This is a genomic window from Methylosinus sp. KRF6, assembly GCF_018887255.1.
Classification (GTDB): domain Bacteria; phylum Pseudomonadota; class Alphaproteobacteria; order Rhizobiales; family Beijerinckiaceae; genus Methylosinus; species Methylosinus sporium.
In genome coordinates, this window is the sequence record NZ_JAHLJF010000001.1 from 1,077,877 (window position 1) to 1,104,258 (window position 26,382).

25 protein-coding genes are annotated in these 26,382 nt (G+C 65.4%); 16 read left to right on the plus strand and 9 right to left on the minus strand.

Features of this window, described 5'->3' with window-relative positions; genetic code table 11:
* Positions 1-36 precede the first annotated feature (36 nt).
* Together KP010_RS05225 and KP010_RS05230 are read right to left on the minus strand one after the other, a co-directional pair.
* On the minus strand, positions 37-2,502 hold the full coding sequence (locus KP010_RS05225; protein WP_246659940.1) for a TonB-dependent receptor: 2,466 nt from the start codon (positions 2,500-2,502) through the stop codon (positions 37-39).
* Positions 2,503-2,690: 188 nt separating this feature from the next.
* Positions 2,691-3,059 carry a hypothetical protein gene (locus KP010_RS05230; protein WP_142863826.1) on the minus strand — a complete coding sequence of 123 codons (369 nt, stop codon included), beginning with the start codon at positions 3,057-3,059 and terminating at the stop codon, positions 2,691-2,693.
* A 220-nt stretch (positions 3,060-3,279) separates the two neighbouring features.
* On the opposite strand from KP010_RS05230, the gene apaG reads away from it, so the two are divergent.
* Both apaG and argE read left to right on the plus strand, forming a co-directional pair.
* A complete protein-coding gene (gene apaG, locus KP010_RS05235) occupies positions 3,280-3,672 on the plus strand; it encodes a Co2+/Mg2+ efflux protein ApaG (RefSeq protein ID WP_108916365.1) in 393 nt (130 codons plus the stop codon).
* Positions 3,673-3,692: 20 nt separating this feature from the next.
* Positions 3,693-4,853, plus strand: coding sequence for an acetylornithine deacetylase (argE, locus tag KP010_RS05240; protein WP_166142904.1), 1,161 nt, complete (start codon positions 3,693-3,695; stop codon positions 4,851-4,853).
* Between the two features lie 33 nt (positions 4,854-4,886).
* On the opposite strand, the gene KP010_RS05245 is transcribed toward argE, so the two are convergent.
* Positions 4,887-5,327: a hypothetical protein gene (locus tag KP010_RS05245; protein ID WP_207783397.1), complete on the minus strand. Its 441-nt coding sequence runs from the start codon at positions 5,325-5,327 to the stop codon at positions 4,887-4,889.
* Positions 5,328-5,764: 437 nt separating this feature from the next.
* Between KP010_RS05245 and yajC the strand changes: the two genes are divergently transcribed.
* The 7 genes from yajC to KP010_RS05280 all read left to right on the plus strand — a co-directional run bounded on the left by yajC (position 5,765) and on the right by KP010_RS05280 (position 12,131).
* The gene (gene yajC, locus KP010_RS22650) at positions 5,765-6,055 is read left to right on the plus strand and encodes a preprotein translocase subunit YajC (protein WP_244594762.1); all 291 of its coding nucleotides are present in this window, start codon (positions 5,765-5,767) and stop codon (positions 6,053-6,055) included.
* A gap of 89 nt (positions 6,056-6,144) precedes the next feature.
* Positions 6,145-7,737, plus strand: coding sequence for a protein translocase subunit SecD (gene secD / locus KP010_RS05255; RefSeq protein WP_142863823.1), 1,593 nt, complete (start codon positions 6,145-6,147; stop codon positions 7,735-7,737).
* Between the two features lie 13 nt (positions 7,738-7,750).
* Positions 7,751-8,722, plus strand: coding sequence for a protein translocase subunit SecF (secF, locus tag KP010_RS05260; protein WP_142863822.1), 972 nt, complete (start codon positions 7,751-7,753; stop codon positions 8,720-8,722).
* Entirely contained in the window at positions 8,722-9,102 is a 381-nt protein-coding gene (locus KP010_RS05265) for an Mth938-like domain-containing protein (RefSeq protein ID WP_142863821.1), read from the plus strand. The genes secF and KP010_RS05265 overlap by 1 nt, the downstream gene beginning before the upstream one ends.
* Positions 9,103-9,117: 15 nt before the next feature.
* The gene (locus tag KP010_RS05270; RefSeq protein ID WP_216280513.1) at positions 9,118-9,996 is read left to right on the plus strand and encodes a squalene/phytoene synthase family protein; all 879 of its coding nucleotides are present in this window, start codon (positions 9,118-9,120) and stop codon (positions 9,994-9,996) included.
* A gap of 97 nt (positions 9,997-10,093) precedes the next feature.
* A complete protein-coding gene (locus KP010_RS05275) occupies positions 10,094-11,494 on the plus strand; it encodes an ActS/PrrB/RegB family redox-sensitive histidine kinase (RefSeq protein ID WP_142863819.1) in 1,401 nt (466 codons plus the stop codon).
* Positions 11,495-11,531: 37 nt separating this feature from the next.
* On the plus strand, positions 11,532-12,131 hold the full coding sequence (locus KP010_RS05280; RefSeq protein ID WP_246659939.1) for an ActR/PrrA/RegA family redox response regulator transcription factor: 600 nt from the start codon (positions 11,532-11,534) through the stop codon (positions 12,129-12,131).
* A gap of 24 nt (positions 12,132-12,155) precedes the next feature.
* On the opposite strand, the gene KP010_RS05285 is transcribed toward KP010_RS05280, so the two are convergent.
* Positions 12,156-12,611 (minus strand): MmcB family DNA repair protein, encoded by a 456-nt coding sequence (locus tag KP010_RS05285; RefSeq protein ID WP_142863818.1) that lies wholly within the window; start codon positions 12,609-12,611, stop codon positions 12,156-12,158.
* A 139-nt stretch (positions 12,612-12,750) separates the two neighbouring features.
* Between KP010_RS05285 and KP010_RS05290 the strand changes: the two genes are divergently transcribed.
* Complete coding sequence (locus tag KP010_RS05290) at positions 12,751-13,833, plus strand: polyamine ABC transporter substrate-binding protein (RefSeq protein ID WP_142863817.1); 1,083 nt, start codon at positions 12,751-12,753, stop codon at positions 13,831-13,833.
* Positions 13,834-14,033: 200 nt separating this feature from the next.
* Here the strand turns inward: KP010_RS05290 and KP010_RS05295 are convergent, their stop codons facing one another.
* The gene (locus tag KP010_RS05295; RefSeq protein ID WP_185966554.1) at positions 14,034-16,199 is read right to left on the minus strand and encodes a GumC family protein; all 2,166 of its coding nucleotides are present in this window, start codon (positions 16,197-16,199) and stop codon (positions 14,034-14,036) included.
* Between the two features lie 425 nt (positions 16,200-16,624).
* On the opposite strand from KP010_RS05295, the gene KP010_RS05300 reads away from it, so the two are divergent.
* Genes KP010_RS05300 through KP010_RS05320 form a run of 5 tightly spaced genes read left to right on the plus strand, consistent with a single transcriptional unit; the run spans position 16,625 to position 22,371 of the window.
* Entirely contained in the window at positions 16,625-16,873 is a 249-nt protein-coding gene (locus KP010_RS05300) for an acyl carrier protein (protein ID WP_108918379.1), read from the plus strand.
* Positions 16,873-18,030, plus strand: a complete 1,158-nt coding sequence (locus tag KP010_RS05305) for an acyl-CoA dehydrogenase family protein (protein ID WP_142863815.1) — start codon at positions 16,873-16,875, stop codon at positions 18,028-18,030. Before KP010_RS05300 ends, KP010_RS05305 begins: the two co-directional genes overlap by 1 nt.
* Positions 18,031-18,033: 3 nt before the next feature.
* Positions 18,034-18,945, plus strand: a complete 912-nt coding sequence (locus KP010_RS05310) for an amino acid--[acyl-carrier-protein] ligase (protein WP_108918381.1) — start codon at positions 18,034-18,036, stop codon at positions 18,943-18,945.
* Positions 18,905-19,912: a DUF1839 family protein gene (locus tag KP010_RS05315; RefSeq protein ID WP_142863814.1), complete on the plus strand. Its 1,008-nt coding sequence runs from the start codon at positions 18,905-18,907 to the stop codon at positions 19,910-19,912. Before KP010_RS05310 ends, KP010_RS05315 begins: the two co-directional genes overlap by 41 nt.
* Before the next feature lie 8 nt (positions 19,913-19,920).
* Positions 19,921-22,371, plus strand: a complete 2,451-nt coding sequence (locus KP010_RS05320; protein WP_142863813.1) for a glycoside hydrolase family 2 protein — start codon at positions 19,921-19,923, stop codon at positions 22,369-22,371.
* Between the two features lie 38 nt (positions 22,372-22,409).
* Here the strand turns inward: KP010_RS05320 and KP010_RS05325 are convergent, their stop codons facing one another.
* Both KP010_RS05325 and KP010_RS05330 read right to left on the minus strand, forming a co-directional pair.
* Positions 22,410-23,093, minus strand: a complete 684-nt coding sequence (locus tag KP010_RS05325; protein ID WP_142863812.1) for a sensor histidine kinase — start codon at positions 23,091-23,093, stop codon at positions 22,410-22,412.
* 107 nt (positions 23,094-23,200) lie between these two features.
* A complete protein-coding gene (locus tag KP010_RS05330) occupies positions 23,201-24,631 on the minus strand; it encodes an amino acid permease (RefSeq protein WP_253203545.1) in 1,431 nt (476 codons plus the stop codon).
* 136 nt (positions 24,632-24,767) lie between these two features.
* On the opposite strand from KP010_RS05330, the gene KP010_RS05335 reads away from it, so the two are divergent.
* The gene (locus tag KP010_RS05335; protein WP_142863811.1) at positions 24,768-25,139 is read left to right on the plus strand and encodes a VOC family protein; all 372 of its coding nucleotides are present in this window, start codon (positions 24,768-24,770) and stop codon (positions 25,137-25,139) included.
* Between the two features lie 6 nt (positions 25,140-25,145).
* Here the strand turns inward: KP010_RS05335 and KP010_RS05340 are convergent, their stop codons facing one another.
* Complete coding sequence (locus KP010_RS05340) at positions 25,146-25,934, minus strand: energy transducer TonB (RefSeq protein ID WP_142863810.1); 789 nt, start codon at positions 25,932-25,934, stop codon at positions 25,146-25,148.
* Complete coding sequence (exbD, locus tag KP010_RS05345; RefSeq protein ID WP_142863809.1) at positions 25,931-26,377, minus strand: TonB system transport protein ExbD; 447 nt, start codon at positions 26,375-26,377, stop codon at positions 25,931-25,933. The genes KP010_RS05340 and exbD overlap by 4 nt, the downstream gene beginning before the upstream one ends.
* Positions 26,378-26,382 lie beyond the last annotated feature (5 nt).

Genomic DNA, 26,382 nt, shown 5'->3' on the forward strand with positions numbered 1-26,382 from the left:
CTCCCCGCCGTCGCGTCGCATTCGGCTGGAAACGCTCTATTTCGCGCCGAGCTTCATATCGGAGAACATCCCCGACGCCGGACCGCCGAAGTCATATTTCAGACCGAGGAAATAGGTCCGTTGCGGATATGGGTTCGGATTGACGTAATATTTCCAACGGCCGATATTGTCGACGCCGGCGTTGAGCGTCCATTCCTTCGTGAGCTTATAGGCCGCCTTGGCGTCGAAGACGAGATATTCATTGTCGACGCTACCGTAAATATTGTGATTGAAGTCCGAATTATTGAGGCTGACGAAGGCCGCCGAACCATAGCGCACGCCCGCCGCAATCGAAAACTCGTCGGTCGGCGCATAGGAGGCGACAGCGCGGATGCGGATGCGCGGAATGCGCGGATATTGCATCCCCTGAATCCAGGGCTGCTGATAGTCGGACACGATCTTGGCGTCGGTGAAGGTCACGCTGCCGTTGAAGTCGAGACCTTTCCAGACGATGTCCTTCAGCACGACGGAGCCTTCGACGCCGCGGAAGATCGCCTTGCCGATGTTGGAGTTCTGCGACACCGGGATACCGGTGGTGAAGTCGGTCTGCGAGACGATCGAGTTCCAGCGATGGTCCATGAACAGCGAGATGCGCGGCCGCGCCTCGCCGATGAGGCCGCCGAACACATTCTCCGTCACATATTCGCCGGTCAGGTCATAGGACGTGCCGCTCTCCGGCTGTAGCGTCGGATTGCTGATAGAGACGGAGTTGGGCCCCGAGATGTTCTGGAACAATTCGAGCACGGTGGGGAAGCGATAATAGCGTCCGACCGAGCCGCGCAGCGTGAAATCGGGGAAGACCTGATATTCGATCGCCGCCTTGGGCGAGAAGGTCGGCTTGGAGACCGCGGGCAGAGTGGGCGGCGTGACCAGCATGGGCGGCCAGCCGGCGAAGCCCGGCGCATAGTTCTGGCCGAGCGTGTTGTTGACGCCGCCGAAGGCGCTCCAGAACTCCTGGCGCCCGCCCACGGTCAGCTTCCATTTCGGCGCGAACCACCAGACCTCTTGCAGATAGAGCGCCTTGGTCTCGGTCTTGCCGAGGTTTATCGCCTGGATGGAATTATAATAATTGTCGGTGAAGACATTGGTGTTGGTCTGCGTCTGCGCCAGCGAATAAATGTCCCAATGCGCGCCGACCGAGACTTCGTGCCGGCCGAGCTCGGTCCATTCGGGACGCCAGACGCCGCGAATGTCGAGCGTATGCCAGAAGCTGCCGGTCAGATTGACGTTCGAGCCCCGCGGATTGATCGAATAGGAGGTTCCGGCGGCGTTGGGCAGCCAGCCATAGGCGCGCGCCGTATTATTGTAGTCGCGCAGATAATTGTAAGAGCTTCCCGAGATATCGAAGTCGAAGACGCCCTTGGTGTCCGACTTCAAGGACAGCGCCTGCATCAGATGCGAGGCGTTGCCATGGCTCGGATTGACGGTGAAGGGAAAGACGGCGTTGCCGACCTGCACATTGCCGTTCTGCGTATTATAGATCGGCACGCCATTGGCGTCGCGTATGTAGGTCGTCGGAAAAGTGTCGTCGATCAGCGACCAGAAGCCGAGCTGATAAGTGGCGTGGATTTTGGGCGCCAGCTCGTAGTCGAGCTTTATTTTCGCCATATGCTGCTGGGAATGGTCGGCCTGATTGGCGCCGCCGACGAAACGCGGATTGCCCGCCTGATCGACGTCGGCGAAGCCGCCGAGAATCGGCGTTCCGCTCACCTTGCCCGTCTTGACATTGCCGCCGGGGAAAGTCTGCGACTGGCCTTGCGCGTCGAGCCGGTCATAGCTGACCCAGAAGGAGAGATCATTGATCTTATGGCCGACGAGGAGGTTCATGTCGCCGGCGAGCGCAGTCTCTTTCGAGCCATAGAGCGAAAAAGTCTGCACGCCGGCGTTGCCCGCGAAGTGAACCTCGAAATTCTCCGGCATACGCGTCGTGATCGTCATCACGCCGCCCATCGAATTGCCGGGGTAGAGGGCGGAGAAGGGTCCGTAGATGAGATCGACGCGGTCGATCTCGCCGGGCGACACCATGCCCCAGCGCGGCGCGGTGCTGAATGTGTTGCCGAACAGATTTGAGATCAGCATATTGTCGGCGTAGACGAGGTTCTGCGCGCCGGCGATCGGCGTGTTGACGCGCGTCTGCAATATGCCGTTGCGGTCGCCGATGAAGCGCTCGCGCACGAGCACGCTCGGCATATATTTCATCGTCTCGGCGGTGGTCATGACATTGACCGTGCGGTCGATGTCGGCGCGGGTGACGCTCTCCACCACGGCGGGAATATTGTCCGGAATGGCGCGGCGGACCGGCGCCTCCGGCCCACGCCCGGAGCCCTGTCCCTGGGCGGGTTTCTGTTCGCCGGCGATGTCGATCGACGGCAAGGCCTCTTGCGCGCGCGCCGCTCCGGCGGCGAGTGACAAGGTCAGCGCGCAGGCGGAGGCGCCGCGCAGCAAATGGAAATGATCGCTCATTCTGGTCTCCTGCGCCTTCGGTCGGGCGCTTTTCGACGCGCCGCGGCTCGCCAAAGCCGGCGCGCATCGTCTCGATGGGGAGGTTGGTCTCGATGGGATGGATCGGAGCGGCGCGCGCTCGCCGACGCTCCGGCGTCCGCGTGACATCGCCTCGTCGGCCGCAGCGCTCGGGCGGCGGCGCCGTCGTGTCAGGAAAATGCGGGCGGGGCGCGGGCCCCATGGGCATGGGCGCGGCCAGAGCCGACGCCGGCCACAGCATCCCGGCTCCAATCCGCATCGGCGACGCGGCGCCGGTCGAGCGCACGGCCTGCGAGGGAATAGGGCAGCAGGGGCGAGAAGCCGCCGAGACAAAGCTGGCAGGTGAGGCAGGCGCCAGCGTCCCTATGGCCGCCGGCCGGCGCGCGCCGGTCGCTCTCTACGCCGGCCGCCTCGCAATAGGCGAAGTCGCCGCGGCCATGCGCGCCGGCGATGGGAGCGCCGAGCGCATAGGCGGCGCTCAGCGCCTGAAGCGCCAGAGCGACGACCGCCAACATGCCGCGGAGAGAAATTCGACGCATCGCCACCATTCGCCGCTCGGGAGATTTTCCCACGCCGAAGCTACGCGCCGAAGACGGCGCGAGCAATCGAGCTCATCGTCGACGGAGCGTCTTTTCCTTGACCCGTGTCAATTATGTCACAGATTTTGCTACGCAGATGCGGGTCGGCGCCGGCTTTTGCGGCGGGGCGCCGACACATTCCACATTCCCCTTCGGCGCGCCGCGTCCTAGAGTAGGCCTCATGTATATATCCGTCACTCGCGACATTCAGGTCACCGCGCTGCCCGACTTCCTGCCGGAGCAGTCGGACCCCGCCAACGATCGTTTCGTCTGGTCCTATACGATCGAGATCGCCAATCTCGGCAAGGAGCGCGTCCAATTGCTGTCACGCCATTGGATCATCATCGACGCCTATGGGCGTCGGGAAGAAGTGAAAGGACCCGGAGTGGTCGGCGAGCAGCCAATTCTCGAGCCCGGCGAGACGTTCCGCTACGCCTCGGGCTGTCCGCTCTCGACGCCCTCCGGACTGATGAAGGGAAGCTATACGATGATCACTCCCTACGGCGAGACCTTCGACATAGAAGTGCCGGCCTTCTCGCTGGACAGCCCGCTCTCCAAGCCGACTCTCAACTGAGCCGGCCCATGTCGCAGAACATGTCGACCCTCGAGCGCGCGATCGAGCTGACCGGCCGGCTCGTCGCCTTCGACACGGAGAGCTCCAAATCCAATCTGGCGCTCATCGATTTCGTCGAAGGCTATTTGCGCGCGCAAGACGTGCCGTTCATCCGCGCGCCCAACGCCGAGGGCGACAAGGCGGCGATCTTCGCGACGATCGGCCCGCAAATCGAGGGGGGCGTGGTGCTCTCCGGCCATACCGATGTGGTGCCGGTCACGGGGCAGAATTGGACCGCCGATCCTTTCACTCTGCGCCGCGAGAGCGACCGGCTGCTCGGCCGCGGAGCCGTCGATATGAAGGGCTTCGGCGCGGTTTGCCTCGCCATGGTCCCGGAATTCAAGGCGGCGGGGCTGAAGCGCCCCATCCACCTGTTTCTCAGCTATGACGAGGAGACCACCTGCCTCGGGCCGCTCGACCTGCTGGGCCGGCTCGGCTATGAGCTGCCGCGGCCGGCGGCGGCCGTCATCGGCGAGCCGACCTCCATGCAGGTGGCCGATGCGCATAAGAGCGTGACGACCTTCGTCACCAGGGTCCGCGGCTATGAGATTCATTCCGCCAATCTGCATCGCGGCGTCAGCGCGGTGCATGTCGCTCTGCTGCTCGGGGCGGAGCTGCTGCGAATCGGCGAGGAGCTGGTCGCCGCGGGCGATCCGACCGGGCGTTTCGATCCGCCCTATTCCACCCTGCATATCGGCGCGATAGAAGGCGGGACGGCGCGCAATATCGTCGCCAAGGACTGCGTCTTCCATTGGGAAGTGCGCGGCGTGCCGGGAACCGACGCAGCCCGAATCGTCGAGGAGCGCATTTCCGCCTATTCGGCGGAGCTGACGCAGCGTTTCTTCGCGCCCTTTCCCGGAACCGGGATCGAGACCCGAATGGAGGTGGAGGTTCCAGGCCTCGCGCCGCAGCCGGGCTCGCCGGCGGAAACCCTGGCGCTGCGGCTCGCCCACGCCAACCGCACCATCGCCGTGCCTTACGCCTCCGAGGCGGGGCACTTCCAGCAGACCGGCATTCCGAGCGTCATATGCGGCCCCGGCCGCATAGACGAGGCGCATCAGCCGGACGAATATATAGAAGTGAGCGAACTTTCGGCCTGCGTCGATTTCATGCGCGGCCTCGCCCGCGAGCTCGGCGCCTAGGCTAGAGGCGCCGAGCGTCGCGCGATGTTCGGCTCAGTAGCAGGCCCAGACCCAATAGCCGGCCCAACGCCAGCACGGCCCGACCCCGTAATTATACCAGCGCCCGTGCCAATAACGGCCGCGGCCGTAGCCATGGCCGCCGCCATGCCAACCGCCGCCGCCATGCCAGCCGCCACCATGGCCGCCGCCCCAGTGGCCGCCGCCGTGACCGCCCCCGTGCCAACCTCCACCGCCATGGCCTCCGCCCCAGTGACCGCCGCCGTGACCGCCCCCGTGCCAACCTCCACCGCCATGGCCTCCGCCATGGACGCCGCCCCAGTGGCCGCCGCCGCCATGGCCGCCTCCGTGACCTCCGCCCCAGTGGCCGCCGCCATGGCCGCCCCCGTGGCCGCCGCCGTAATGCTGAGCGAGCGCCTCGGCCGGCAGCGCCAGAGCGGCGCCCAGCGCGAGAACGAGCGACAATTTCTTCGACATCGGTATCTCCTCAACCTTCGCTGCGAAGCGCGCGGAGCCTCTCCGCCCCGATGCTTCCATGAAGCGACATATCCCCCGCCGAGGCCGCCGACTGTGAGTTGTCGCACAGAGCTCGCCGAAATCATAACCGGGAGCGGCGTTGCGCCGCGGCGCCGGCCGCCATTGATTTCGAGATAAGGCCGGCTATAGTCCGCGCCCGTTGCAAGGCGGCATCCTGCCGGCACGAAGGCGCGCGCGCCGCTTCCAAGAGATCGAACATGAAATTGATCCAGACCGCCCAAGCTCAGACCGACGCCCCTGCGGCGACGCCCCCCGCTCCGCCCGCCCCCACGGCGCCGCCCGTTCCGGCGCCTCCCGCGGCGCCGCCGGTTCCGCCGAGCGCGACGGTGCAGACCACGCCGGACGCCGCCGCTCCGCCCGCGCCTCCGGCGCCCGACATGATCTCACAGATCGTCCCGCTGCTGTTCGTCACGCTGATCGTCTATTTCATCGTGCTGCGCCCGCAGGCGCGCCGCACGAAGGAACAGAAGGAATCGCTCAAGAACGTGCGGCGCGGCGACACCGTCGTCACCAGCGGCGGGCTCATCGGCAAAGTGACGAAGGTCGTCGACGACGCTGAAGTGGAGGTCGAGCTCGCCCAGAATATTCGCGTGCGCGCGCTGCGCTCCGCCATCGCCGAGGTGCGCGCCAAGGGCGAGCCGGTGAAGGATCAAGCGGCCTCGCGCTAGCCCTCTCGAAGAATGCGCCGCCCCGTCCCGGCCGCCCCTCCGGCGCCGGGACAAATCCCTCAGGACCGCCTCTCAAGGACCGACGATCCATGCTGCGCTTCGCCACCTGGAAGATCATCGCCATACTGGCGCTGACGCTCGCCGCCGTTCTCGTCATCGTCCCGAGCACGCTCGCGCCGGCGAGCTTCAAGGCGCTCGAACGCGCCCTGCCGTCCTGGGCGCAGCCGCGCACCATCGTGCTCGGCCTCGATCTGCAAGGCGGCTCCTATGTGATGCTGGAGGTGGACAAGGCCTCGGTCCTGCACACGCAGGTGACCAATCTACGCGACGACGTCCGCCGCATCCTGCGCGAGGAGAAGGTCGCCATCACCGGCGGCATCGGAACGCAGGCCCGCGGCGTGCAACTTCGCATTCCCGACGCCGCCGACCGCGCCAAAGTGCTGCCGAAATTCCGCAATCTGGCAAACAGCTTCGCCGGCGCGAAAATCGGCGGCGCGCCGCCGCTCGAAGTGCGCGATTCGGGCGACGGACTGGTCCAGATCACGGTCACCGACGCCGGCGTGACGGACAAAGTCCGCCACGCCGTCGACCAATCGATCGAAGTGATCCGCAAGCGCGTCGATGCGCTCGGCACGCGCGAGGCCAGCATTCAGCGCGAGGGCGACGACCGTATCAACGTCCAGGTGCCGGGCCTCCAGGACCCCAAGCAGCTGAAGATCGTTCTCGGCGAGACCGCCAAGCTCGAATTCCGCCTCGTCGCCGAGCCGGGCCAAAGCCCGTCCGAGCTGGAAGAGCTCGAGCAATCCGATCAATCCGGCAAGATCGCCATCGAGAAGCAGGTCATGGTGCAGGGCGAGGATCTGACCGACGCTCAGCCCGGCTTCGACCAGCAGCGCGGCGGCGAGCCGGTGGTGAATTTCCGCTTCAACATTCGCGGCGCGCAGAAATTCGGCGAGGTGACCTCCAAAAACGTCGGCCGGCTCTTCGCCATCGTGCTCGACAACAAGGTGATTTCCGCGCCGCGCATTCTGCAGCCGATCACCGGCGGCTCCGGCCAGATCTCGGGCCATTTCACGGTCGAGCAGGCCAACAACCTCTCGATCCTACTGCGCGCCGGCGCCCTGCCCGCCAAGCTGAACATCATCGAGGAGCGCACCGTCGGTCCCGGCCTCGGCCAGGATTCGATCGACGCCGGCAAGCGCGCGGCTTACGTCGGCGCCGGCCTCGTCGTCGTCTATATGCTCATCACCTATGGCGTGTTCGGAATCTTCGCCAATCTGGCGCTGTTCGTCCATATCGCCTTCATCTTCGCCGGCCTGGTGCTGCTCGGCTCGACGCTGACCTTGCCGGGCATCGCCGGAATCGTGCTGACGATCGGCATGGCGGTCGACTCCAATGTGCTGATCTATGAGCGCATCCGCGAGGAGCAGCATGGCGGGCGCTCGATCCTCGCCTCGCTCGACGCCGGCTTCAACCGCGCCTTTGCGACCATCGTCGACTCCAATGTGACGATGTTCGTCGCCGCGGCGATCCTCTACTTTCTGGGCTCCGGCCCGGTGCGCGGCTTCGCCGTGTCGCTCGCGCTCGGCATTCTGACGACCATCGTCACCGCCGTCACCATGACGCGGATGATGATCGCGATCTGGTATCATTACGCGCGCCCGACGCGCCTGCCGATCTGAGGGTGAAACCGACATGAAGCTGCTGCGTCTCGCCCCGGAGAACACCAAGTTCCCCTTCATGCGGTTCCGCCGCGTGAGCTATCCGTTCTCGGCCTTTCTCTCCATTTGCTCACTGCTGCTGTTCTTTCTCAGCGGCATGAATTTCGGCATCGACTTCGCCGGCGGCACGGTCATCGAATTGCGCGCCAAGACCGGCGACGCCGAGATCGCGACGCTGCGCTCGACCATGGAGAAGCTCGAGCTCGGCGACGTCGAGGTGCAGGCCTTCGGCAATCAATCGGATGCGACGATCCGCTTCGGACCGCAGAAGGGCGGCGACGTCGCCCAGCAGGCGGCGGTCGAAAAGGTCCGCGGCTCGGTCGGCTCCGACTATGAGCTGCGCCGCGTCGAGGTGGTCGGCCCGCGCGTCTCCGGGGAGCTGGTGCAGTCCGGCACGCTCGGCGTCGTGCTCTCCATCGTCGCCGTGCTCACCTATTTGTGGTTCCGCTTCGAATGGCAATTCGCCGTCGGCGCGGTCATCGCCACAATGCACGATCTTCTGCTCACCGTCGGCTTCTTCTCGCTCACCCATCTCGAATTCAACACGACGTCGATCGCGGCGATCCTGACCATCGTCGGCTATTCGCTGAACGAGACCGTCGTCGTGCTCGACCGTATTCGCGAGATGATGCGCAAATATAAGAAAATGCCGACCGATCAGATGATCGACCTCTCCATCAACGCCGTGCTGCCGCGCACGATCATGACGGCGACGACGGTGTTTCTGGCGCTGCTGTCGCTGGCGATCTTCGGGGGCCATGTGATCCGCTCCTTCTCGCTCGCCATGATCTGGGGCATTTTCGTCGCCACCTATTCCTCCGTCTTCATCTGCTCACCCATGCTGATCTATCTCGGCCTGCGCAACGAGGACACCGACAAGGCGCCGGAGACGGCGCCGAGCAAGGCCGCCAAAGCGACGACGCGCGCCAAGCCCAAAGCGGCCTGATGGCCGAGCAGGGTCGAGGCTTCGTTCCGGGCCGCCATAAGATAGAGTCCTATGGTGGCGGCGGCTTTCGCTTCGCGGAAATGTCGCATCGCGGCTCGCTGCTCGCGCTGCCCTCGGGAATTCATGCGCTGGAGGCGGTCGCCGCGGCGGAAATCGACGAGGCCGCGCTCGCTCCTCTCTTCGCCGAGGGCGAAGGGACGATCGAACTGCTGATCTTCGGCTCCGGCGAAAATTTGCGGCCGCCCTCGGTCGCCTCGCGCGCGCGGCTGAAGCAGGCGGGAATCATGGTCGAAGCCATGGCCACCGGAGCCGCCGTTCGCACCTATAATATGCTGCTCGACGAAGACCGCCGCGTCGCCGCCGTGCTGATCGTGGTGTGAGCCGAGGTTTCGCCCATGGATGAGGCCGCGACGACCGAGCGCGAGACGGAGCTCGCCGAGCACTACCGCCATTGCGAGGCGGCGCTGCGCGAGCAGGACCTCGACCTTTGGCTCGCCTGCCTGTTCGCGCCGGCGCAGGCGCGGCCGCATCTCCATGCGATCGGCGCTTTCGCGGCGGAGATTTCCAGCGTGCGCGCCCGTGTCTCGCAGCCGATTCTCGGCGAGATGCGGCTGCGCTGGTGGTACGATGCGCTGGAGGCGGCGGACGATAACGAAGGCGCCCGCGCCCATCCGATCGCCGACGCTCTTTTCGATACGCTGAACCGCTGCACCATCCCGCGCGAAGAGGTCTCCGAGCTGCTCGAAGCGCATAGTTTCGATCTCTATGACGATCCGATGGAGAGCCTCGAGGCGCTCGAGACCTATTGCGACCGCGTGTTCGGCGCGCCTCTGCGCTGGCGCGCGCGCATCATCGACGCTGCGGACGCCGCGCGGCAGGAGGAGGCGCTGCGCCTCGCCGGTCGCGCCTATGGCCTCACGGCGATTTTGCGCGCCCTGCCCCGCCATCTGGCGCAGGGGCAGCGATTCGCGCCCGCCGATCTTCTCGCGCGCCATCGCGCCGCGGAGGATTTCGCCGAAGCGAAAGCGACGCCGGCGGTCGCCGCCGCTCTGGCGGAACTGCGCGGAGCGGCCCGCAACGCTTTCGAGAGAGCGCGCAAATCCGTGCGCGGCGATGGCGCGGCGCGCGCCGCGCTGCTGCCCGCCGCTTTGATTCCACTCTATCTCGGCGAGATGGAGCGCAAAGGCTTCGATCCCTTCCGCTCCATCGCCGAGCCCGCGCAATGGCGACGACAATGGCGGCTATGGCGCGCGGCGAAGGGGCGCGGCATATAGTCCTACGGAAAATCGCTGCGGAGCACAGGCGAAACGCGCTACAAACCACAGAGCCGCGCGTCTCGCGCTGCTGCAATTTTCGAGACAACGCCGCCTCATGACCAATACCGCCGACGCCGATTTCGGCCATCAGGCCCGCCAGCTTCGCGTCGACACGCTCATCATCCTGCGCTGGCTGGCGATCGCCGGCCAGACCTTCGCGACGCTCGTCACCTTCTTCTATTTTCAGTTCGATTTCCCGATCGGTCTGAGCTTCATCGCCATTGCGACCTCGGCCTGCCTCAACGCCGCGCTGCGGCTCGCCACGACGCGCACATTCCGTCTCGACGACGGCGAGGCGGCGCTGCTCTTGTCCTATGACATATTGCAGCTCTCCGCCCTGCTCTATCTCACCGGCGGCGTCGCCAATCCTTTCGCCATGCTGTTTCTGGCGCCGGTGATGATCTCGGCCGTGTCGCTGCCGCGCAAGCTCACCATTCTGCTCGGCGTGCTGATGATCGCCGCGGCGACGATATTGACCGTCGAATTTCAGCCCTTGCCCTGGTACGAGGGCGTGGAGCTGCATTTTCCGCTGCTCTATCGCACGGGCGTGTGGACTGCGCTGGTGCTGAGCGCGGCCTTCATCGGCCTCTACGCCGCCCGCGTCTCCGACGAGGCGCGCCAATTGTCGACCGCGCTGGCGGCGACCGAGCTGGTGCTGGAGCGCGAGCAGCATCTCTCGCAATTGGACGGCCTTGCCGCCGCGGCCGCGCATGAGCTCGGCACGCCGCTCGCGACCATCGCCGTGGTGACGAAGGAGCTGCAAAAATCCGCGCTGGCCTCGGCGCCGGCGCTCGCCGACGATCTCGCTCTGCTCGCGCAGGAGGCGCGGCGCTGTCGCGAGATTTTGCGCAAGCTCGTCTCGCTCGGCCAGGCCGACACCGGCAGCCTGCTCGACATGCAGACGCTCGAGACTTTGCTTGAGGAGGTGGTCGACCCGCATCGCGCCTTCGGCGTGGACATAGAATTGACGCGGCGCGGTCCGCCCGAGGAGCCGAGCTTCTCGCGCAATCCCGGCATCGTCTACGGCCTCGGTAATCTCGTCGAGAACGCCGTCGATTTCGCCAGCTCGCGCGTGCGCATAGAAGCGCTGTGGTCGAAGGAGCTCGTCGTCATCGTCATAGAGGACGACGGGCCGGGATTTTCGCAGGCGATTCTCAATCGCCTGGGCGACCCTTACGTCAGCGGGCGCCCCACCGACCGGCGCACCAAGAACGAGCCGGGCTCCGGCCTCGGCCTCGGCCTCTTCATCGCCAAGACGCTGCTCGAGCGCTCCGGCGCCACTGTGACGACGGCCAATGTGCAGGCGCCCAGCACAGGCGCCAAGGTGACGATCACCTGGCCGCGCGCCGCGCTCGAGCGCTCGTCGGGCAATAGCGACAGCGGACGCGAGCGGGAGTTGGAACGGGGCTCGAAGCGAGACTTGGACCAACAAACGCCTTCGTCCGACGCGGTGTGATGCTATATTGAATCATCCCAAAGCAGGACGACGACGCATGATCGACGATGCTGGCGCAGCCGAACACAATGATTTCGATGCGGCCGTGGAGGCCGCGATCGGGGAGATTCCGCACGAGCTCACGCTGCTGATCGTAGAGGACGACAAGCCCTTCCTCGGCCGGCTCACCCGCGCCATGGAGGCGCGCGGCTTTCTCGTTACCGCGGTCGAGAGCGTCGCGGAGGGATTGGCGGCGGTCGAGGCGGCCCCGCCGGCCTTCGCCATCATCGACATGCGGCTCGGCGACGGCAATGGAATCGACGTCATCTCGTCGCTCAAGGTGAAGCGTCCGGATGCGCGCGGCATCATCCTCACCGGCTATGGCAATATCGCCACGGCGGTGACGGCGGTGAAGCTCGGCGCCTTCGACTATCTGGCCAAGCCCGCCGACGCCGACGAAATCTATCATGCGCTGATGGCGACGAAGATCGACAAGCCCGACGCGGTCGACAATCCCATGTCGGCCGATCGCGTGCGCTGGGAGCATATTCAGCGCGTCTATGAGAGCTGCGACCGCAATGTGTCGGAGACGGCGCGCCGGCTCAACATGCATCGCCGCACGCTGCAACGCATATTGGCCAAGCGCGCGCCGCGATGAGCGCGCCGCGATGACACGCGGCGGTCAGAATTCGTCGCGATGCAGGGCGTGGTGAAGCCGCTCCGCCGCGGCGCCGGCAAAACGCAGCAACATGGCCTTGCGACTCGCGGGAGCGAGCTTGTGAGCCGGCGCCTCGCGCGCCAGCATGGCGCCATGCGCGTCGGCGACGATGAGGCCGGCGTCCGCTGGAAAAGCCTCCTCGGAAAGATCGCAGGGAATGGCGAAGTAGAAGCGGTCACAATGGAGGCGATAGTCCATCCATTTGCGATCGGCCCGGAAGTCCGCGAGCGAGCTCTTCACCTCGACGATGCGCAGAGCGCCGTCGGCCGCGAGCGCGACGAGATCGGCTCGCCGCCCGCCCGGCAACGGCAGCTCCGCGAGCACGGAAAAACCCGCCGCGCGCAAATAGCGCCGCGCGCCGCGCGTCACGAGACGGGCGTTTTGCTCGCGCAGACTTTCGAGCGCAGAGACGGGCTCCATCGCATAATCTCGGAATGGCGGGAGAGCGAGAGGACAGCCATTGTGCCCATGGGGCGGCGCGGCGCGCAAGCCGTGAAGCAATATGCGGCGAAACAATTCGCGGCGAACGATCGCCCGACGCTGAGGGAGAGCAGGTCGAATGAGAATTCTCGCCGCATGTCTGTTGCTGCTCGGCGGCGCCATGGGAGCCCAGGGCGCGGAGCGGGTCGTCAATATCTTCAATTGGAGCGACTATATCGACCCGCGCGCGCTCGAGGACTTCACCCGCGAGACGGGCGTCAAGGTCGTCTACGACACCTATGATTCCAACGAGATTTTGGAGACGCGCCTGCTCGCCGGCTCCTCCGGCTACGATGTCGTCGTCCCCTCCGCCACCTTTCTGCAACGGCAGATAAAGGCCGGCGTCTATCGGCCGCTCGACAAGAGCAAGCTCAAGAATATCGACAATGTCTGGCCGGAGATCGCGCAGCGCCTCGCGCGCTATGATCCCTCCAACGCCCATGCGGCGCCCTATATGTGGTTCACCACCGGCGTCGCCTATAATGTCGCCAAGATCAAAGAACGCATCGGCGACAAGCCGATCGCCTCCTGGGAGCAGGTGCTGAAGCCCGAAAATCTGCGCAAATTCGCCGATTGCGGCGTCTATGTGCTCGACAGTCCCGAAGATATGTTCTCGATTGCGCTCAATTATCTGAAGCTCGATCCCAATTCCAAGGAGCCGGGCGACATTCGCCGCGCCGCCGATCTTCTCTCCGGCCTGCGGCGGCACATAAAGAAATTCCACTCCTCCGAATATATAAATGCGCTCGCCAATGGCGATATTTGCCTCGCCATCGGCTGGGCCGGCGACAGCTTCCAGGCGCGCAATCGCGCGCGCGAGGCGGCCAATGGCGTCGAAATCAATTATGTGATCCCGCAGGAAGGGACGCTGATGTCGATCGACAGCCTCGCCATTCCCAAGGACGCGCCGCATCCCGACGAGGCGCATCTCTTCATCGATTATCTGCTGCGGCCGGAGGTCGCCGCCCGCAACACCAAAATCGCCAATTTCGCCAATGGCGTCGCCGCCTCGCGGCCGTTGGTCGACAAGGAGATCGCCGAAAATCCGGCCATTTATCCCGATGCGGCGACAATGAAGCGCCTCTTCACCGTCACGGCCCCGGATCAGCCGCTCCAGAAGGTCGTCACCCGCGAATGGACCAGGGTGAAGACCGGCCGCTGAGCGAAACGGTTCGCCTCTTTCCGAGGGATGGCGGCAATCCAGACTTCGCGCTGCCAGACTTCGCGCTGCCAGACTTCGCGCTGGATGTCGCGGCGAAGCTGCGCGAAGCCGGCCGCCGGTTCGCCGCCCCTTCTTCGGCGGCCATCATCGATGGCTTCGATCGCGTCGAAGAGGATTTCCGCGCCGAGACAATGTCCGCCTCAGGCGGACCTGCGCGCCTGCGAGCGGCGGCGCGCATCGCGGCGCGGCAGCCAGGGGTCGCTGTGATCGACCCGCAAAATCACGGCGATCTTCGCGCGTAGCGCCTGCGGAAGCTCGGCGATCGCGGTCTCCTCGTCTTGATCGCGGCCGAGCACCGGCGCAACACAGTCGAGCCGCTCGAACATGCTCTCGTCCGAGCCGACGCCGTCACAAAGCACAATGTCGACCTCGGCCGGACAGCCGTCACGGAAATCATCCACGATCCGCTCGACCGCGCCGGCCGAGCGCGAGCGCCGATCGATGGCGGGCAACGCCAGCAGCACGCTGTCATCCGTGCGCACGAAAGGATCCTCGGCGTCGCCGAAAGCCTCGAGGCCATCCTCGATGAGAACGGTGAGCGCCGCATGATCGCGGTCGGCGTCGACGAGCGCGACCTCGAGATGCTGCAAACGCAACGCCAGAGCGATATTGACCGCCATCACGGTGCGGATCGAGCCCGGCGCGTCGCCGACGATTCCGACGACGAGCGGGCGATGCACGCTCGCCTCGACCAGCGCGCTGAAGCGCGACACCACCGCCTCGAGCTCGCGGCGATCGGCGAAGGGCCGCACGAAGGGAATTCCGAGCCGCGTCAATTCGAGCCGGTCCGGCTCCGCCGCCGGGCCGCGAACAGTGAATTTCGTCGCATCGGTCACGGCGATGCGCAGCGGCTCGGCTTCGGCGTCGCGACGGGGCGCAGCTTCCGGGTCCGCGCCGCTGAAGCCGCGCTCGCGCAGAAACACCAGGCCGAGCCCCAGAGTGAGACCCGCTACGAAGCCGGCGCTCGTCATCAGACCGGCGCCGGGCGGAAAGCTGCGCGCGATGGGCGGCGTCGCCATTGTGATGATATGCGTGCTGGCGGCGTCGAGCTGACGCGCCTCGCCGGTCTGACGCGAGCGCGTCAGGAAGGATTCGTAAATGCTGCGGCTGACCTCGACCTCACGTTCGAGATCGCGCAGCTTGACGGAGGCTTGCGCCGAGAGGACAGCCTTGCTCTCGAGCTTCTGCATCTCGCGGTTCAGCGCCTCTTCCGTGCCGCGCGCCCGCTCATAATCCTTGCGCAGCGAGGCCGCGACGCGCGCGAGCTCCGCGCTGACGAGACGCCGCGTTTCCGCGAGCCGCGCCGTGACGTTTTTGACGACCGGATGCTGCGGCCCGAGCTCGGCGGAGAGATCGGCGAGCTTTTGCGCCGCCTCCGCCTGCTGCCCGCGCAGAGCGTTCAAGGTCGTGAGATTCATATTGGCGGCGATAGCGGCGAGCTCGGTATCGGACCGCGCCGCGCGCTGCGCCTGCTCGAAACGCGAGCGCGTGTCCTCGAGCCGCGTACGGGCGAAAGTGAGCTGCTGATTGAGCTCTTTCAGCCGCTGCTCGTCGATATAAGAGTCCCGCGTGCCGACGAAGCCGTTTTCGGCCTTATAGGCCTCGACCGATTTTTCGGCGGCGAGCAGGCGCTCGCGCAGTCCGTCGAGACGTCCCGTGAAGGATGTCGCCGCCTGATTCGCGGCGTCCTTATGCATGGCCGAGCGCACATCGATATAGGCCTGCGCCACCGCATTGGCGATGCGCGCCGACTTCTGGGCATTGTCGCTCGAGGCGGCGATATCGATGATGAAGGTGCGCTCGGGACGCCGCACCATGATCTTCGTGCCGAGAGCGCGCACGGCGCCGGCGACGATCTCCTCCTTGGTCGGCGTGCGGCCGAAATGGCCGAACAGCTTGCCGAACAACGACGTCGACGCGCCGAACTCGGGATCGTCGGTCAGCTTCTCGGCTTCGACGACGCGCTCGAGCACGACCTGCGAGGTCAAGATGCGCGTCTGCGTCTCGACGAAATTGATGAAGCCGGTGGAATCCTGCCCCTGATTGGCGTCGCCCTCGAGGCCGGGCAGACCGCGCGGATCGAGATAGATTTGCGCGGCGGCGACATAGCGCGGCGTCAGCAGCTTGGTCAGCGCATAGCCCCCGGCCGCACAGGCGAGCGCCACCGACACGATGAACAGCTTGTTGCGAAGCGCGAGCGCGATCAGCCGTCCCGGCGTCAGCGAGGAACGGGCGCGCCTCGGCTCCGCGGCCGCAGGACGTTCACGCTCCGCCACGCCTTTCGACCCGGATTCATAATCCAACATCACGCGAGTTCCGTTTCGACGTCGAACAAGCGAGCGCAGCCCCCACATTCACGTTGAAGACGAATGTTCCATTTCATGGTTAACTTTTCTTGAACCCCTCTTCTCTCATTCATCTTCTTCATGTCGAAATTAGGGTCCCGCGGCGCGAAATAGCCAGACGGCTCCGTTGTGACAGAAATCGGGACGCCTCGAGTGTCTCGCTCGTGTCCAGCGCAGCATAGCCGCGTGCCATTTTCACTCAGATCGGCGCGAAACCCTCGCCGGAACGCGTCGAATTTTATGGAATGGATTTGGCAACGGCCAAAACTGGGTTTGGCGATGGTCAAATCCGCAAACTGTTCACCAACTGGCTGCAAATTAGCTGAAAATAATGCGCGACAGCGTATGGTGACGATAGAACTAGAGCTTGGTCGATGGAGATGAGGATGCTCGATACGATTAGACGACTCGTCGATGAACAAGGACGTTTGTCGAAAGCGGCCACGGCGATCGGCGACGACGCCGATCTCTACGCGGCGGGCCTCACATCCTTCGCCGCCGTCCAGCTCATGCTGGCGCTCGAAGAGACCTTCGACGTCGAATTCCCCGATCATATGCTCAATCGTCGCAGCTTCTCCTCGATCTCGGCGATCGCCGGCTGCCTGCATGAGCTCAAGGGTGAGGAAGCCGCCTGATGAATGCGCCGCTCGATCGCGGAGCCGATGTCGTCACGACAGCCGCCCGCCACGCCGACGATGTCGACCGCAATGGCCGCTTTCCCATCGAAGCGGTCCGGGCGCTCAAGGACGCGCGACTTCTGTCGCTGCTGATCCCGGTCGAATTCGGCGGCGGCGGAGCTTCGCTCTTCGACGTCGCGGAGATCTGCACCTCGCTCGGCCAGCGATGCGCCTCGACGGCGATGATCTTCGCCATGCATCAGATCAAAGTGTCGAGCCTCGTCGCGCATGGCCGCGGCAGCGCCTGGCACGAGGACTTCATGCGCCGCCTCTGCGACGAGCAGCTGCTGCTCGGCTCCGCGACGACCGAAGGCGGCGTCGGCGGCAATATGCGCAACAGCATTTGCGCCTTCGAGCGCGATGGCGCGACATTCCGCATCGCCAAGGAAGGCGCGCTCATTTCCTATGGCGCCTATTCCGACGCGATCCTCGTCACCGCGCGCCGCGCCGCCGACGCGCCGCCCTCCGATCAGCAAATGGCAGTGCTCGAGAAGAGCCAATATCGTCTCGAGCGCACCGGCGGCTGGGACGCGCTCGGAATGCGCGGCACTTGCAGCGAAGGATTCACCTTCAGCGGCGAGGCGCCGGTCGAGCAGATCTTCACTCATGATTTCGCCGAGATCGCCTCCGAGTCCATGCTCGCGACCGCGCATCTCCTGTGGAGCGCCGTATGGTTCGGCGTCGCCTCCGACGCGCTCTCGCGCGCGCAATCCTTCGTGCGCAAGGATGCGCGCCGCCATCCGAATGGCCCGGCTCCCGGCGCGCTGCGCCTCGCGGAAGCGACAGCAAAGCTGCAGCTCATGCGCTCCAATATCGTCGAAGGCCTCAAGCGCTTCGCCAAGGCGCAACAGAATGAGGACGACCTCAATTCGATGAGCTTCGCCGTCGCGATGAACAACATCAAGATCGGCTCGTCGCAACTCTCGATCGAGATCATCAATCATGCGCTGCTGATCGCCGGCATCGCGGGCTACAAGAACGACACGCCCTTCAGCGTCGGTCGCCACATGCGCGACGCGCTCTCGGCGCAGGTGATGATCTCGAACGATCGCATCTTCACCAATCTATCCAACATGCTGCTCGCGCAGCGCATCGACCAGCGGCTGGGAGAGTGACCCGTGTGCCAGGCCTGCGACAGCTTCCTCGACCGCCTCTTCGCCAAAGGCGTTCTGCATGAGACCGGCGTCGACGGACTCTATGGCCGGGGGCAGGCCTTCGAGGCGGTCATAGAGGGAATGGATCGGCTGATCACGCGCACCGCCGCGAATGATCATGCCGAGGTCATCCGCTTTCCGCCCGGCATGAATCGCGCGCTCTTCGAGAAGAGCGGCTACATGAAGAATTTTCCGCAGCTCGCCGGCACGGTTCACAGCTTCGCCGGCAGCGAGAGGGATCATCTCGCCCTTCTCGACAATATTCACAATGGCGGCGACTGGACCGGCGGACAGGGCGCGACCGACATCGTGCTGACTCCCGCCGCCTGCTATCCGCTCTATCCGATCGTCGCGCGGCGCGGGCCGCTCGCGCCGGAAGGCGGTCTCTTCGACATCCAATCCTATTGCTTCCGCCACGAGCCGTCGAAAGATCCCGCGCGTATGCAAATGTTCCGTATGCGCGAATTCGTGCGCATCGGCCTTCCGGAGCAGGCTGCGAGCTTCCGCGAATCCTGGCTGGAGCGCGCGCGCGACTTCGCAGAGACGCTGCAGCTTCCGCATCATATCGATGTCGCGAATGATCCTTTTTTCGGCCGCGCCGGGCGCATGATGGCCTCGAGCCAGCGCGAGCAGGCGCTGAAATTCGAGCTGCTGGTGCCGATCGAGAGCACGGAAAATCCGACCGCCTGCCAGAGCTTCAACTATCATCAGGACCATTTCGGCGAGCTCTGGGGCATCACGACCGCTTCGGGCGAGACGGCGCACACCGCTTGCGTCGGCTTCGGCATGGAGCGTCTCGCCCTCGCCTTGTTCAAACATCATGGGATCGACACCAATGGCTGGCCGAACTCAGTCCGCGCTGCTCTCTCGCTCTGACGCGGAGCTTACGCCGTCGAAGCCGGCGAAGCCGCATTTCCGTCATGCGCTGCATCATGCAGAACGCGATTGGCCGCAGACCAACTGCTATGTCGACCTCATGATCGAGCTCGTGGCCATGCGCGGCTTCGAGCCCGAGGCGATGCTCGGCTGCACGCTGGCGCAAGATTACGAAGAAGATCAATTCACCTTCTTCAAGCCGCGCCTCGCCGATCTCGAGCGCCTCTATGGCCTTCGCGTCGAGGAGCTGGCGCTCTATGATCGGCTCGACGATCATATTGTGCGCCAGACCGCGCGCGGCCGCGTGGCGATGGTGGAAGTGGACGGCTATCATCTGCCGGACACGCGCGGCGTCACCTACCGCATCGATCACTCCAAGACGACGATCGGCGTCACGGAAATCGACATGCGCGCGCGACGGATCGACTATTTCCACAATGACGGCTATTTCACGCTGGATGGCGAAGATTTCGACGCCATCTTCGGCCGCGCCGGCGAGGCGCGCGATCCGTCGAGCCTGTTCCCTTACGCCGAATTCGTGCGCTTCGACCGCGAGCGCCCGCATAGAGATTTGCGCGCATTGGCTGAAGCGCTGGCGAGCGAGCATTTCGCGCGCCGCCCGAGCGACAATCCGATCCGCGCCTTCGCCGCGCGCTTCCCGGCGCTGTGGAGCGTGCTGGAGGCGCGGCCGCCCTGCTTCTTCCACAGCCTCGCCTTCAACACGTTTCGCCAGCTCGGCGCCAATTTCGAGCTGCTCGGCAGCCATCTCGACTGGCTGCGGCCGGACGGCGATTTCGCCGCCGAAGCGGAGGCCTGCCGGCGGATTTCCGCTGGCGCCAAGGCGATGCAGTTCCAGGCGGCGCGCGCCTCCGCGCGCAAGCGCGCCTATGACCCGCGCGAGACGCTGGACGAGCTCGCCGCCGTCTATGACGGCTTGTTCGCAGGTCTCTCGGCCAAGCTGCGCTGAGGTCGCCGATGCGTGCGCGCGTCGAAGGAGAAAAGCGCCAGCGTCTCGACGCCGGTTGGACTTTTGCGATCGACGAAGCGGGCGAATGGACGCAGCCCTCCGACATCCCCGCCGCCGCGCGCTGGCGCGCCGCGCGCGTTCCGGGCACGCTGGCGCAGGCGCTGATCGCGGAAGGCGCGAGCTTCGACGATCTGCCGCCGCTCGATTCGATCGACGTCTGGTACAAGACCGCCTTCGTCAATTCGGCGCGGGCGGAATTGCAGCTGCACGGCCTCGCCACTCTCGCGGATGTCTATCTCGACGGCCGACTCGCGCTGCGCTCGGACAATATGTTTCATGCGCATCGAATAGAGATCGAGACGCCTGGCGCGCATGATCTCCACATTCGCTTTCGCTCCGTCGAGCGCGAGATCGCGACGAAGAGCGGACGCGCGCGCTGGCGGCCGCGGATGATCGCTCCGGCGGGGCTACGCCACATTCGCACGACGGCGCTCGGCCGCCTGCCCGGCTTCGCGCCGCCGACGCCGCCGCTCGGACCGTGGCGTGAAGTCGAGCTGATCGAGCATGGCGCGCTGCGTCTGCGCGCTATCGATATGCGCCCACTCGTCCACGAAGGTCGCGCCAGCCTGCGCGTCGCGCTCGAGATTTCCGGCGTTGCAGACGCTCCTGCTCGGCTCTTCTGCGGCGAGGCGGAAACGCGTTTCGAGCACGTCGCCGACGCTCGCATCGAGGCGACGCTCGCTCTGCCGGATGCACGGCTGTGGACGCCGCATACGCATGGCGAGCCGCATCTCTACGCTGTCGCGGCGACGATCGGCGATCTTAGCGTCGATCTCGGCCGCACCGGCTTTCGCGACATCGACGTCGATCGCGGCGCGGATGGCGCCGGCTTCGCGCTTCGCGTGAATGGCATCGCTCTCTTCTGCCGCGGCGCCTGCTGGACGACGGCCGACGCAGTTTCACTCGCTGGCGAGCGCGAGGATTGCGCGCCGCTGTTGCGCGCCATGCGCGACGCCGGCATGAACATGGTCCGCATTCCCGGCGTCACTCTCTATGAGAGCGATGATTTCTACGCGCTCTGCGACGAGCTCGGGATTTTGGTCTGGCAGGACTTCGCCTTCGCCAATTTCGATTATCCGTTTCAGGACGCCGCCTTTCGCGCCAGCGTCGAAAGAGAAGCGACGGAGTTTTTGGCGCGCACGCGATCTTCGCCTTCGCTCGCCGTGCTCTGTGGCGGCAGCGAGGTCTATCAGCAAGCCTCCATGCTCGGCCTCGCCGAAGCGAAATGGCGCTCGCCGCTGTTCGACGAAACGCTTCCGCGGCTCGTCCATGCGCAGCGGCCGGATACGATTTATGTCGAGAATTCGCCTTCCGACGGACCCCTGCCCTTTCATTCGGACACGAGCGTATCGCATTACTACGGAGTGGGCGCCTATCGCCGCGGCCTGGACGATGCGCGCCGCGCCAATGTGCGCTTCGCCTCCGAATGTCTCGGCTTCGCCAATATCGCGGATGACGCCGCGTTACGCCGCGACTTCGGCGACGCCCCGCTCGCATCGCCTCTCTTCGCCGGACGCATCGCGCGCGACATGGGCGCGACGCAGACTTTCGGCGACGTCACCGAACATTACATGCGGCTGCTCTATGGCTGCGATCCGGCGACGTTGCGCGAGAGCGATCCGCAACTCTATCTCGACATAGCGCGCGCCGCAGTGGCCGAGACGATGGAGGCGACGATCGGCGAATGGCGACGCGGCGGCTCTACGACTCATGGCGCCATCGTCTGGTTCCTCGAGGATCTATGGCCCGGCGCCGGCTGGGGCGTTCTCGATGCGCGCGGCGAGCCGAAATCCGCCTATCACGCTTTGGCGCGCGCCTTTCGTCCGCTGTCGCTCATGCTCACGGACGAAGGCGTCAACGGGCTCTTCGCGCATCTGCGCAACGACGGACCGCAGCGCATAGAAGGCGAGATTTCGCTCGCCTGCTATCGCGACGGCCATGTGCCGGTGATGAAAGCGAGCCGCAGAGTCGCCGTCGAGCCGCATGGCGTCACCACATTGCGCGACGCGGAATTCTGGGGCGGCTTCTTCGATACGGCGCTCGCCTATAATTTCGGCCCGCCGTCGCATGATTTGACAGTGGCGCGCTTCACAGTCGCGCAAAGCGACGCCGAGATCGACGCCTTTCATTTCCCGCTCGGGCGCAGCGCGATCAAATCGCAGCTCGGGCTACGCGCGGAGATCGCGGAAGACGGCGACGGATTCATTCTCGCTCTGTCGACGAACCTCGCCGCGCAATCGGTGGCGATCGACGACGAATTTTTTCTTCCTCGCGACAATTGGCTGCATCTCGCGCCGGGCGCGACGAAACGCATTCGCCTCGTCGCACGATCGGCCGACGCGAAGCGACCGAAGGGAACGGCGAGAGCGCTGAACGGGGAAGCGACCCGCTACGGTTGACGACGATCTGCTTCATCGGAACCGGCTCGCGGCCCAGATTATGACGCGACATATTCCGGGAAATCGAGCCGCACCAATGCGCCCTGCGGAAGCCGCTCGAAGAAGACTTGGCCTTTCAATTGACGCGCGAGCCCCCGCATCAGCTGAAGCCCGTCGCCCTTCGCGACCTTGGCCGGATCGAAGCCGCAGCCATTGTCGGCGACCGTCAGCTCGAGCCTGTCGCCGATGCGGCGCAGACGCGCCTGCACCTCGCCATGCGCTCCATCGGGAAAGGCGTGCTTCATCGCATTGGTGACGGCCTCGACATAGACGAGGCCGACACATTGCGCGCGCCGATAATGGAGAAAAATGTCATCGTCCGCGATCGTCTCGCCGACGATGCGATCGTCGAAAGCCTTGCGGCGCGCTTCGGACAGCGCCCAGAGATAGGAGGACATGCAGATGTCCGCATCATCGTCCTCGTCCAGCGCATTGTGGAGCTCCACGGCGCTGCGAAGACGCATGGCGCAATTGCTGCAACCTTCGGGCTTCTCGAGACGCCGCGATTGGGCGGAGATCAATGTCGCCAGCGCCTGCAGATCGTTGCGGACGCGGTGGCGCAGCTCGCGATAGCGATCTCTCTCGGCGCATAGCTCGGCTCGCACGCTCGCGAGCTCCGCCTCGAGCTCGGCGATCCGGTTCTTACCCTCGACTGCCGAGGATACGCCCACGACGTCACTCATTCAATTCGATCCCCTCCGAGCGGCGCGCCGGAGACGACAATCGCGGTCGCACGGACCTGCTTTCATCTATCTGAAGCGGGTCCCCCGGATTTTCAAGCTGCTCGGGCCTATTCCGCGCTCGCTCGCGCTGCGCGCGCCAGCTTGCTGCGCTCGCGGCCGTAGGAAAAGTAGAAGATCAGCCCGATCGTCATCCATATTACGAAACGCTCCCAGGCCGCGGGCGGCAGCTTGGAGAGAAGCCAAAGCGAGAAGCCGACGCCGACGAGCGGCACGAATGGCACGAGCGGCGTGCGAAAGCTGCGCGGCGCATCGGGACGCGTGCGCCGCATCACGATGATCGAAATGCAAATGACGACAAAAGCGGACAGCGTTCCGATATTGACGAGCTCGGCGACCTCGCGGATCGGATAGAGCCCCGCGACGATGGCGGTGAGCGCGCCGATGACCAACGTCGGGCGATGCGGCGTATGAAAGCGCGGATGCGCATGGGAGAACCACGCCGGTAGCAGCCCGTCGCGGCTCATGGCGAAGCAGATGCGCGCGCAGCCGAGCAAAAACGCCAACATGACGCTGACGATGCCGGCGACGGCGGCGACGGAGACGACGAAGGTCGCCCAGGGCAGACCGACCGCCGTAAAGGCCGCGGCGACAGGCGCGGGATTGTTCAGCGTGTCGTAGCGCACCATTCCGGTGAGCACGAGCGACATCACCACATAGAGCGTGAGCGCGACAGCGAGCGACAGCAGCACCGCGCGAGGCAATTGGCGCTGAGGGTCTTTCGCCTCCTCGGCCGCGGTGGTCAGCGTGTCATAGCCGAAGACGGCGAAGAACACGACCGCCGCGCCTTCGACGACGCCGCCGAAGCCGTAAGGCATGAAAGGCGTCCAATTCTCGAGATGCACATGCGGCAGGCCCACGGCGACGACGAGCAAAACCGCCGCCGTCTTCACGATCACCATCACGGCGTTGAATCGCGCGCCCCATTCGATGCGCAGCACCAGCACGCCCGCCACGAAAAGCGCACCCAATATGGCCGCGAGATCGACAATGCGCCCCTCGCCCGTCCCGGCGGCGCCCGAGGCCCAGATCGGCAGGGCGAGGCCGAGCTGGCCGAGCAGCGCCTGCAGATAGCCGGACCAGCCGATGGAGACCACGGCGACGACGAGCGCATATTCGAGCAGCAGATCCCAGCCTATGATCCAGGCCGCGAGCTCGCCGAGCACGGCATAGGCGTAAGTATAGGCGCTGCCCGCCGCCGGGATCATGCCGGCGAACTCCGCATAGCAGAGCGCCGCGGCCGCGCTGGCGACGCCGGCGATGAGGAAGGACAGCGAGACCGCCGGCCCCGCCTGCGTCGCCGCCACCACGCCCGTGAGCACGAAAATGCCGACGCCGATCAGCCCGCCGAGGCCGATGCCGGTCAATTGCCACAGGCCGAGCACGCGGCGCAGCTCGCTATGCCGACCGGACTCCGACTGCAGCGATTCGATCGACTTCACCCGCAAGAGGTCGCGCAGCGCATTGTTCCGCACGCTCAATCCCCCCTCCTCGATCCGCCCCGAAAGAAGCGGCCGAAGCTATCATGTCGTGAACGACGGTCGAAATCTCAGCGTGGCGGGAACCGCGGCTTCTCGAGATCGTTAATTCACGGCGCCACGCCGGAGCGAGACGCTCATGACCGTCACATTGAACCACACGATCGTTCCCGCCCATGAGAAGGGCGCGGCGGCCGCCTGGTTCGCTCGCGTCCTCGGCCTCGAATACGAGCCCTCGTCCGACGGGCATTTTGCCCCGGTCCATGTCAATGCCGCGCTGACCTTTCTCTTCTCGGACGACGAAACCTTCCCGGCGAGCCACTACGCCTTCCATGTCTCCGACGCCGAGTTCGACGCCATACTCGAGCGCGTGCGCGCTTCCGGGCGGCCCTATGGCAGCGCGCCCTGGAGCCGGGACGATAAGAAGCTCAATGATTGGAACGGCGGCCGCGGCGTCTATTTCGAGACGCCCGACGGCCATCTTCTGGAGCTGATGACCGCGCCTCAGTGAGTCTCTTCAGCGCACTTCGGGGCCGAACTTCACCGGAATGTCGAATGAGAGACGCTCGTCGGCGACGACGGGCGGGGGCGCGATAACCGGATCTGCGCGCTTCAGCATCGCGAGGGCCGCCTCGTCGAAGGCGGAATCGCCGGAGGAGCGATAGACGCTCGAGGCGACCACATGTCCGAGCCGATCCAATGTGAAGCTGACGCCGACTTCCACGGAGCGCCGAGGAACGCCGCGCGGGTAACGCAGGTGCCGGTGCAGATGCGCCACCAGCCGCTTCTGCCAAGAGAGCGCCGCCGTACGGGCCGCCTTGTCCATGCCCTGAGCGGGCGCGACGGCCCGAGGCGCTTCCCGCTCCACATCCGACTTCGGCGGCGCGGCCGCCTCGGAGGCCGCGGACTCCGCGGAGATCACCGGCGTCGCCTCGCGCTTGGTCGGCTCATCGACCGGCTTCTCGTGCTTTTCGGCGGTCGCATAATCGGCGTCGTCGGCCTCGACGCGCGCGATTTTGGGATCGTCATTGTCCTTGGTCTGGGAGGCGGCGACGGCCGGCGCGGCGGCGGCGGCTTCGTCGGCCTGCGGGCCGGGAGGCGCGTCGGGAGCGTCCTCGACATGCGGCGCGGCGGGCGCGAGGCCGATCTCGATCGCCGGGGCGCCGCTCGAATCATCGTCGGTCTCGACCTCGAAGACGACGAAAATAGCGGCGAGCGCCAGAAGATGCGCGATCAGCGCAGCTAGCGCCGCGCCGGTCCAGATACGATTGTTCCGGCCCGTGTCGAGATCGGCGGCGACGCTCATTTCGCGGCTCCGCCCGTCGCCGCGCCGCCGGCATCGAGCGCGACGAGCGAGATCTTGGCGTAGCCGCCGGAGCGCAGGCGCTCGAGAATGGCCATCATCTCGCCATAGGGCACCGCCGTGTCGGCGCGCAGGAAGACGCGCTTGTCCTTGTCGCCGCCGGCGAGCGAATCCAGCGAGGCGATGAGATCATTGCGCTTCACCGGCGTCTCGCCCAGAGCGAGCGCCAGATCGGCCTGAATGGTGAGATAGATCGGCTTGTCGGGCTTTGTGTGCGTCGCCGCGCTCGCGGCCGGCAGATCGACGGGAAGATCGACAGTGGCGAGCGGCGCCGCCACCATGAAGATGATGAGGAGCACGAGCATCACGTCGATGAAGGGCGTGACATTGATCTCGTGAGTCTCTTCGAGCGCGCCGCGCGATGATCCTCCGATATTGCCGGCCATGAGCG

What these genes read in the sequence shown, in the direction of transcription:
- KP010_RS05225 (WP_246659940.1), bottom strand. Translation starts at nt 2,502, where the DNA reads ATGAGCGATCATTTCCATTTGCTGCGCGGCGCCTCCGCCTGCGCGCTG.
- KP010_RS05230 (WP_142863826.1), bottom strand. Translation starts at nt 3,059, where the DNA reads ATGCGTCGAATTTCTCTCCGCGGCATGTTGGCGGTCGTCGCTCTGGCG.
- apaG (WP_108916365.1), top strand. Translation starts at nt 3,280, where the DNA reads ATGTATATATCCGTCACTCGCGACATTCAGGTCACCGCGCTGCCCGAC.
- argE (WP_166142904.1), top strand. Translation starts at nt 3,693, where the DNA reads ATGTCGACCCTCGAGCGCGCGATCGAGCTGACCGGCCGGCTCGTCGCC.
- KP010_RS05245 (WP_207783397.1), bottom strand. Translation starts at nt 5,327, where the DNA reads ATGTCGAAGAAATTGTCGCTCGTTCTCGCGCTGGGCGCCGCTCTGGCG.
- yajC (WP_244594762.1), top strand. Translation starts at nt 5,765, where the DNA reads ATGATCTCACAGATCGTCCCGCTGCTGTTCGTCACGCTGATCGTCTAT.
- secD (WP_142863823.1), top strand. Translation starts at nt 6,145, where the DNA reads ATGCTGCGCTTCGCCACCTGGAAGATCATCGCCATACTGGCGCTGACG.
- secF (WP_142863822.1), top strand. Translation starts at nt 7,751, where the DNA reads ATGAAGCTGCTGCGTCTCGCCCCGGAGAACACCAAGTTCCCCTTCATG.
- KP010_RS05265 (WP_142863821.1), top strand. Translation starts at nt 8,722, where the DNA reads ATGGCCGAGCAGGGTCGAGGCTTCGTTCCGGGCCGCCATAAGATAGAG.
- KP010_RS05270 (WP_216280513.1), top strand. Translation starts at nt 9,118, where the DNA reads ATGGATGAGGCCGCGACGACCGAGCGCGAGACGGAGCTCGCCGAGCAC.
- KP010_RS05275 (WP_142863819.1), top strand. Translation starts at nt 10,094, where the DNA reads ATGACCAATACCGCCGACGCCGATTTCGGCCATCAGGCCCGCCAGCTT.
- KP010_RS05280 (WP_246659939.1), top strand. Translation starts at nt 11,532, where the DNA reads ATGATCGACGATGCTGGCGCAGCCGAACACAATGATTTCGATGCGGCC.
- KP010_RS05285 (WP_142863818.1), bottom strand. Translation starts at nt 12,611, where the DNA reads ATGGAGCCCGTCTCTGCGCTCGAAAGTCTGCGCGAGCAAAACGCCCGT.
- KP010_RS05290 (WP_142863817.1), top strand. Translation starts at nt 12,751, where the DNA reads ATGAGAATTCTCGCCGCATGTCTGTTGCTGCTCGGCGGCGCCATGGGA.
- KP010_RS05295 (WP_185966554.1), bottom strand. Translation starts at nt 16,199, where the DNA reads ATGTTGGATTATGAATCCGGGTCGAAAGGCGTGGCGGAGCGTGAACGT.
- KP010_RS05300 (WP_108918379.1), top strand. Translation starts at nt 16,625, where the DNA reads ATGCTCGATACGATTAGACGACTCGTCGATGAACAAGGACGTTTGTCG.
- KP010_RS05305 (WP_142863815.1), top strand. Translation starts at nt 16,873, where the DNA reads ATGAATGCGCCGCTCGATCGCGGAGCCGATGTCGTCACGACAGCCGCC.
- KP010_RS05315 (WP_142863814.1), top strand. Translation starts at nt 18,905, where the DNA reads ATGGCTGGCCGAACTCAGTCCGCGCTGCTCTCTCGCTCTGACGCGGAG.
- KP010_RS05320 (WP_142863813.1), top strand. Translation starts at nt 19,921, where the DNA reads ATGCGTGCGCGCGTCGAAGGAGAAAAGCGCCAGCGTCTCGACGCCGGT.
- KP010_RS05325 (WP_142863812.1), bottom strand. Translation starts at nt 23,093, where the DNA reads ATGAGTGACGTCGTGGGCGTATCCTCGGCAGTCGAGGGTAAGAACCGG.
- KP010_RS05335 (WP_142863811.1), top strand. Translation starts at nt 24,768, where the DNA reads ATGACCGTCACATTGAACCACACGATCGTTCCCGCCCATGAGAAGGGC.
- KP010_RS05340 (WP_142863810.1), bottom strand. Translation starts at nt 25,934, where the DNA reads ATGAGCGTCGCCGCCGATCTCGACACGGGCCGGAACAATCGTATCTGG.
- exbD (WP_142863809.1), bottom strand. Translation starts at nt 26,377, where the DNA reads ATGGCCGGCAATATCGGAGGATCATCGCGCGGCGCGCTCGAAGAGACT.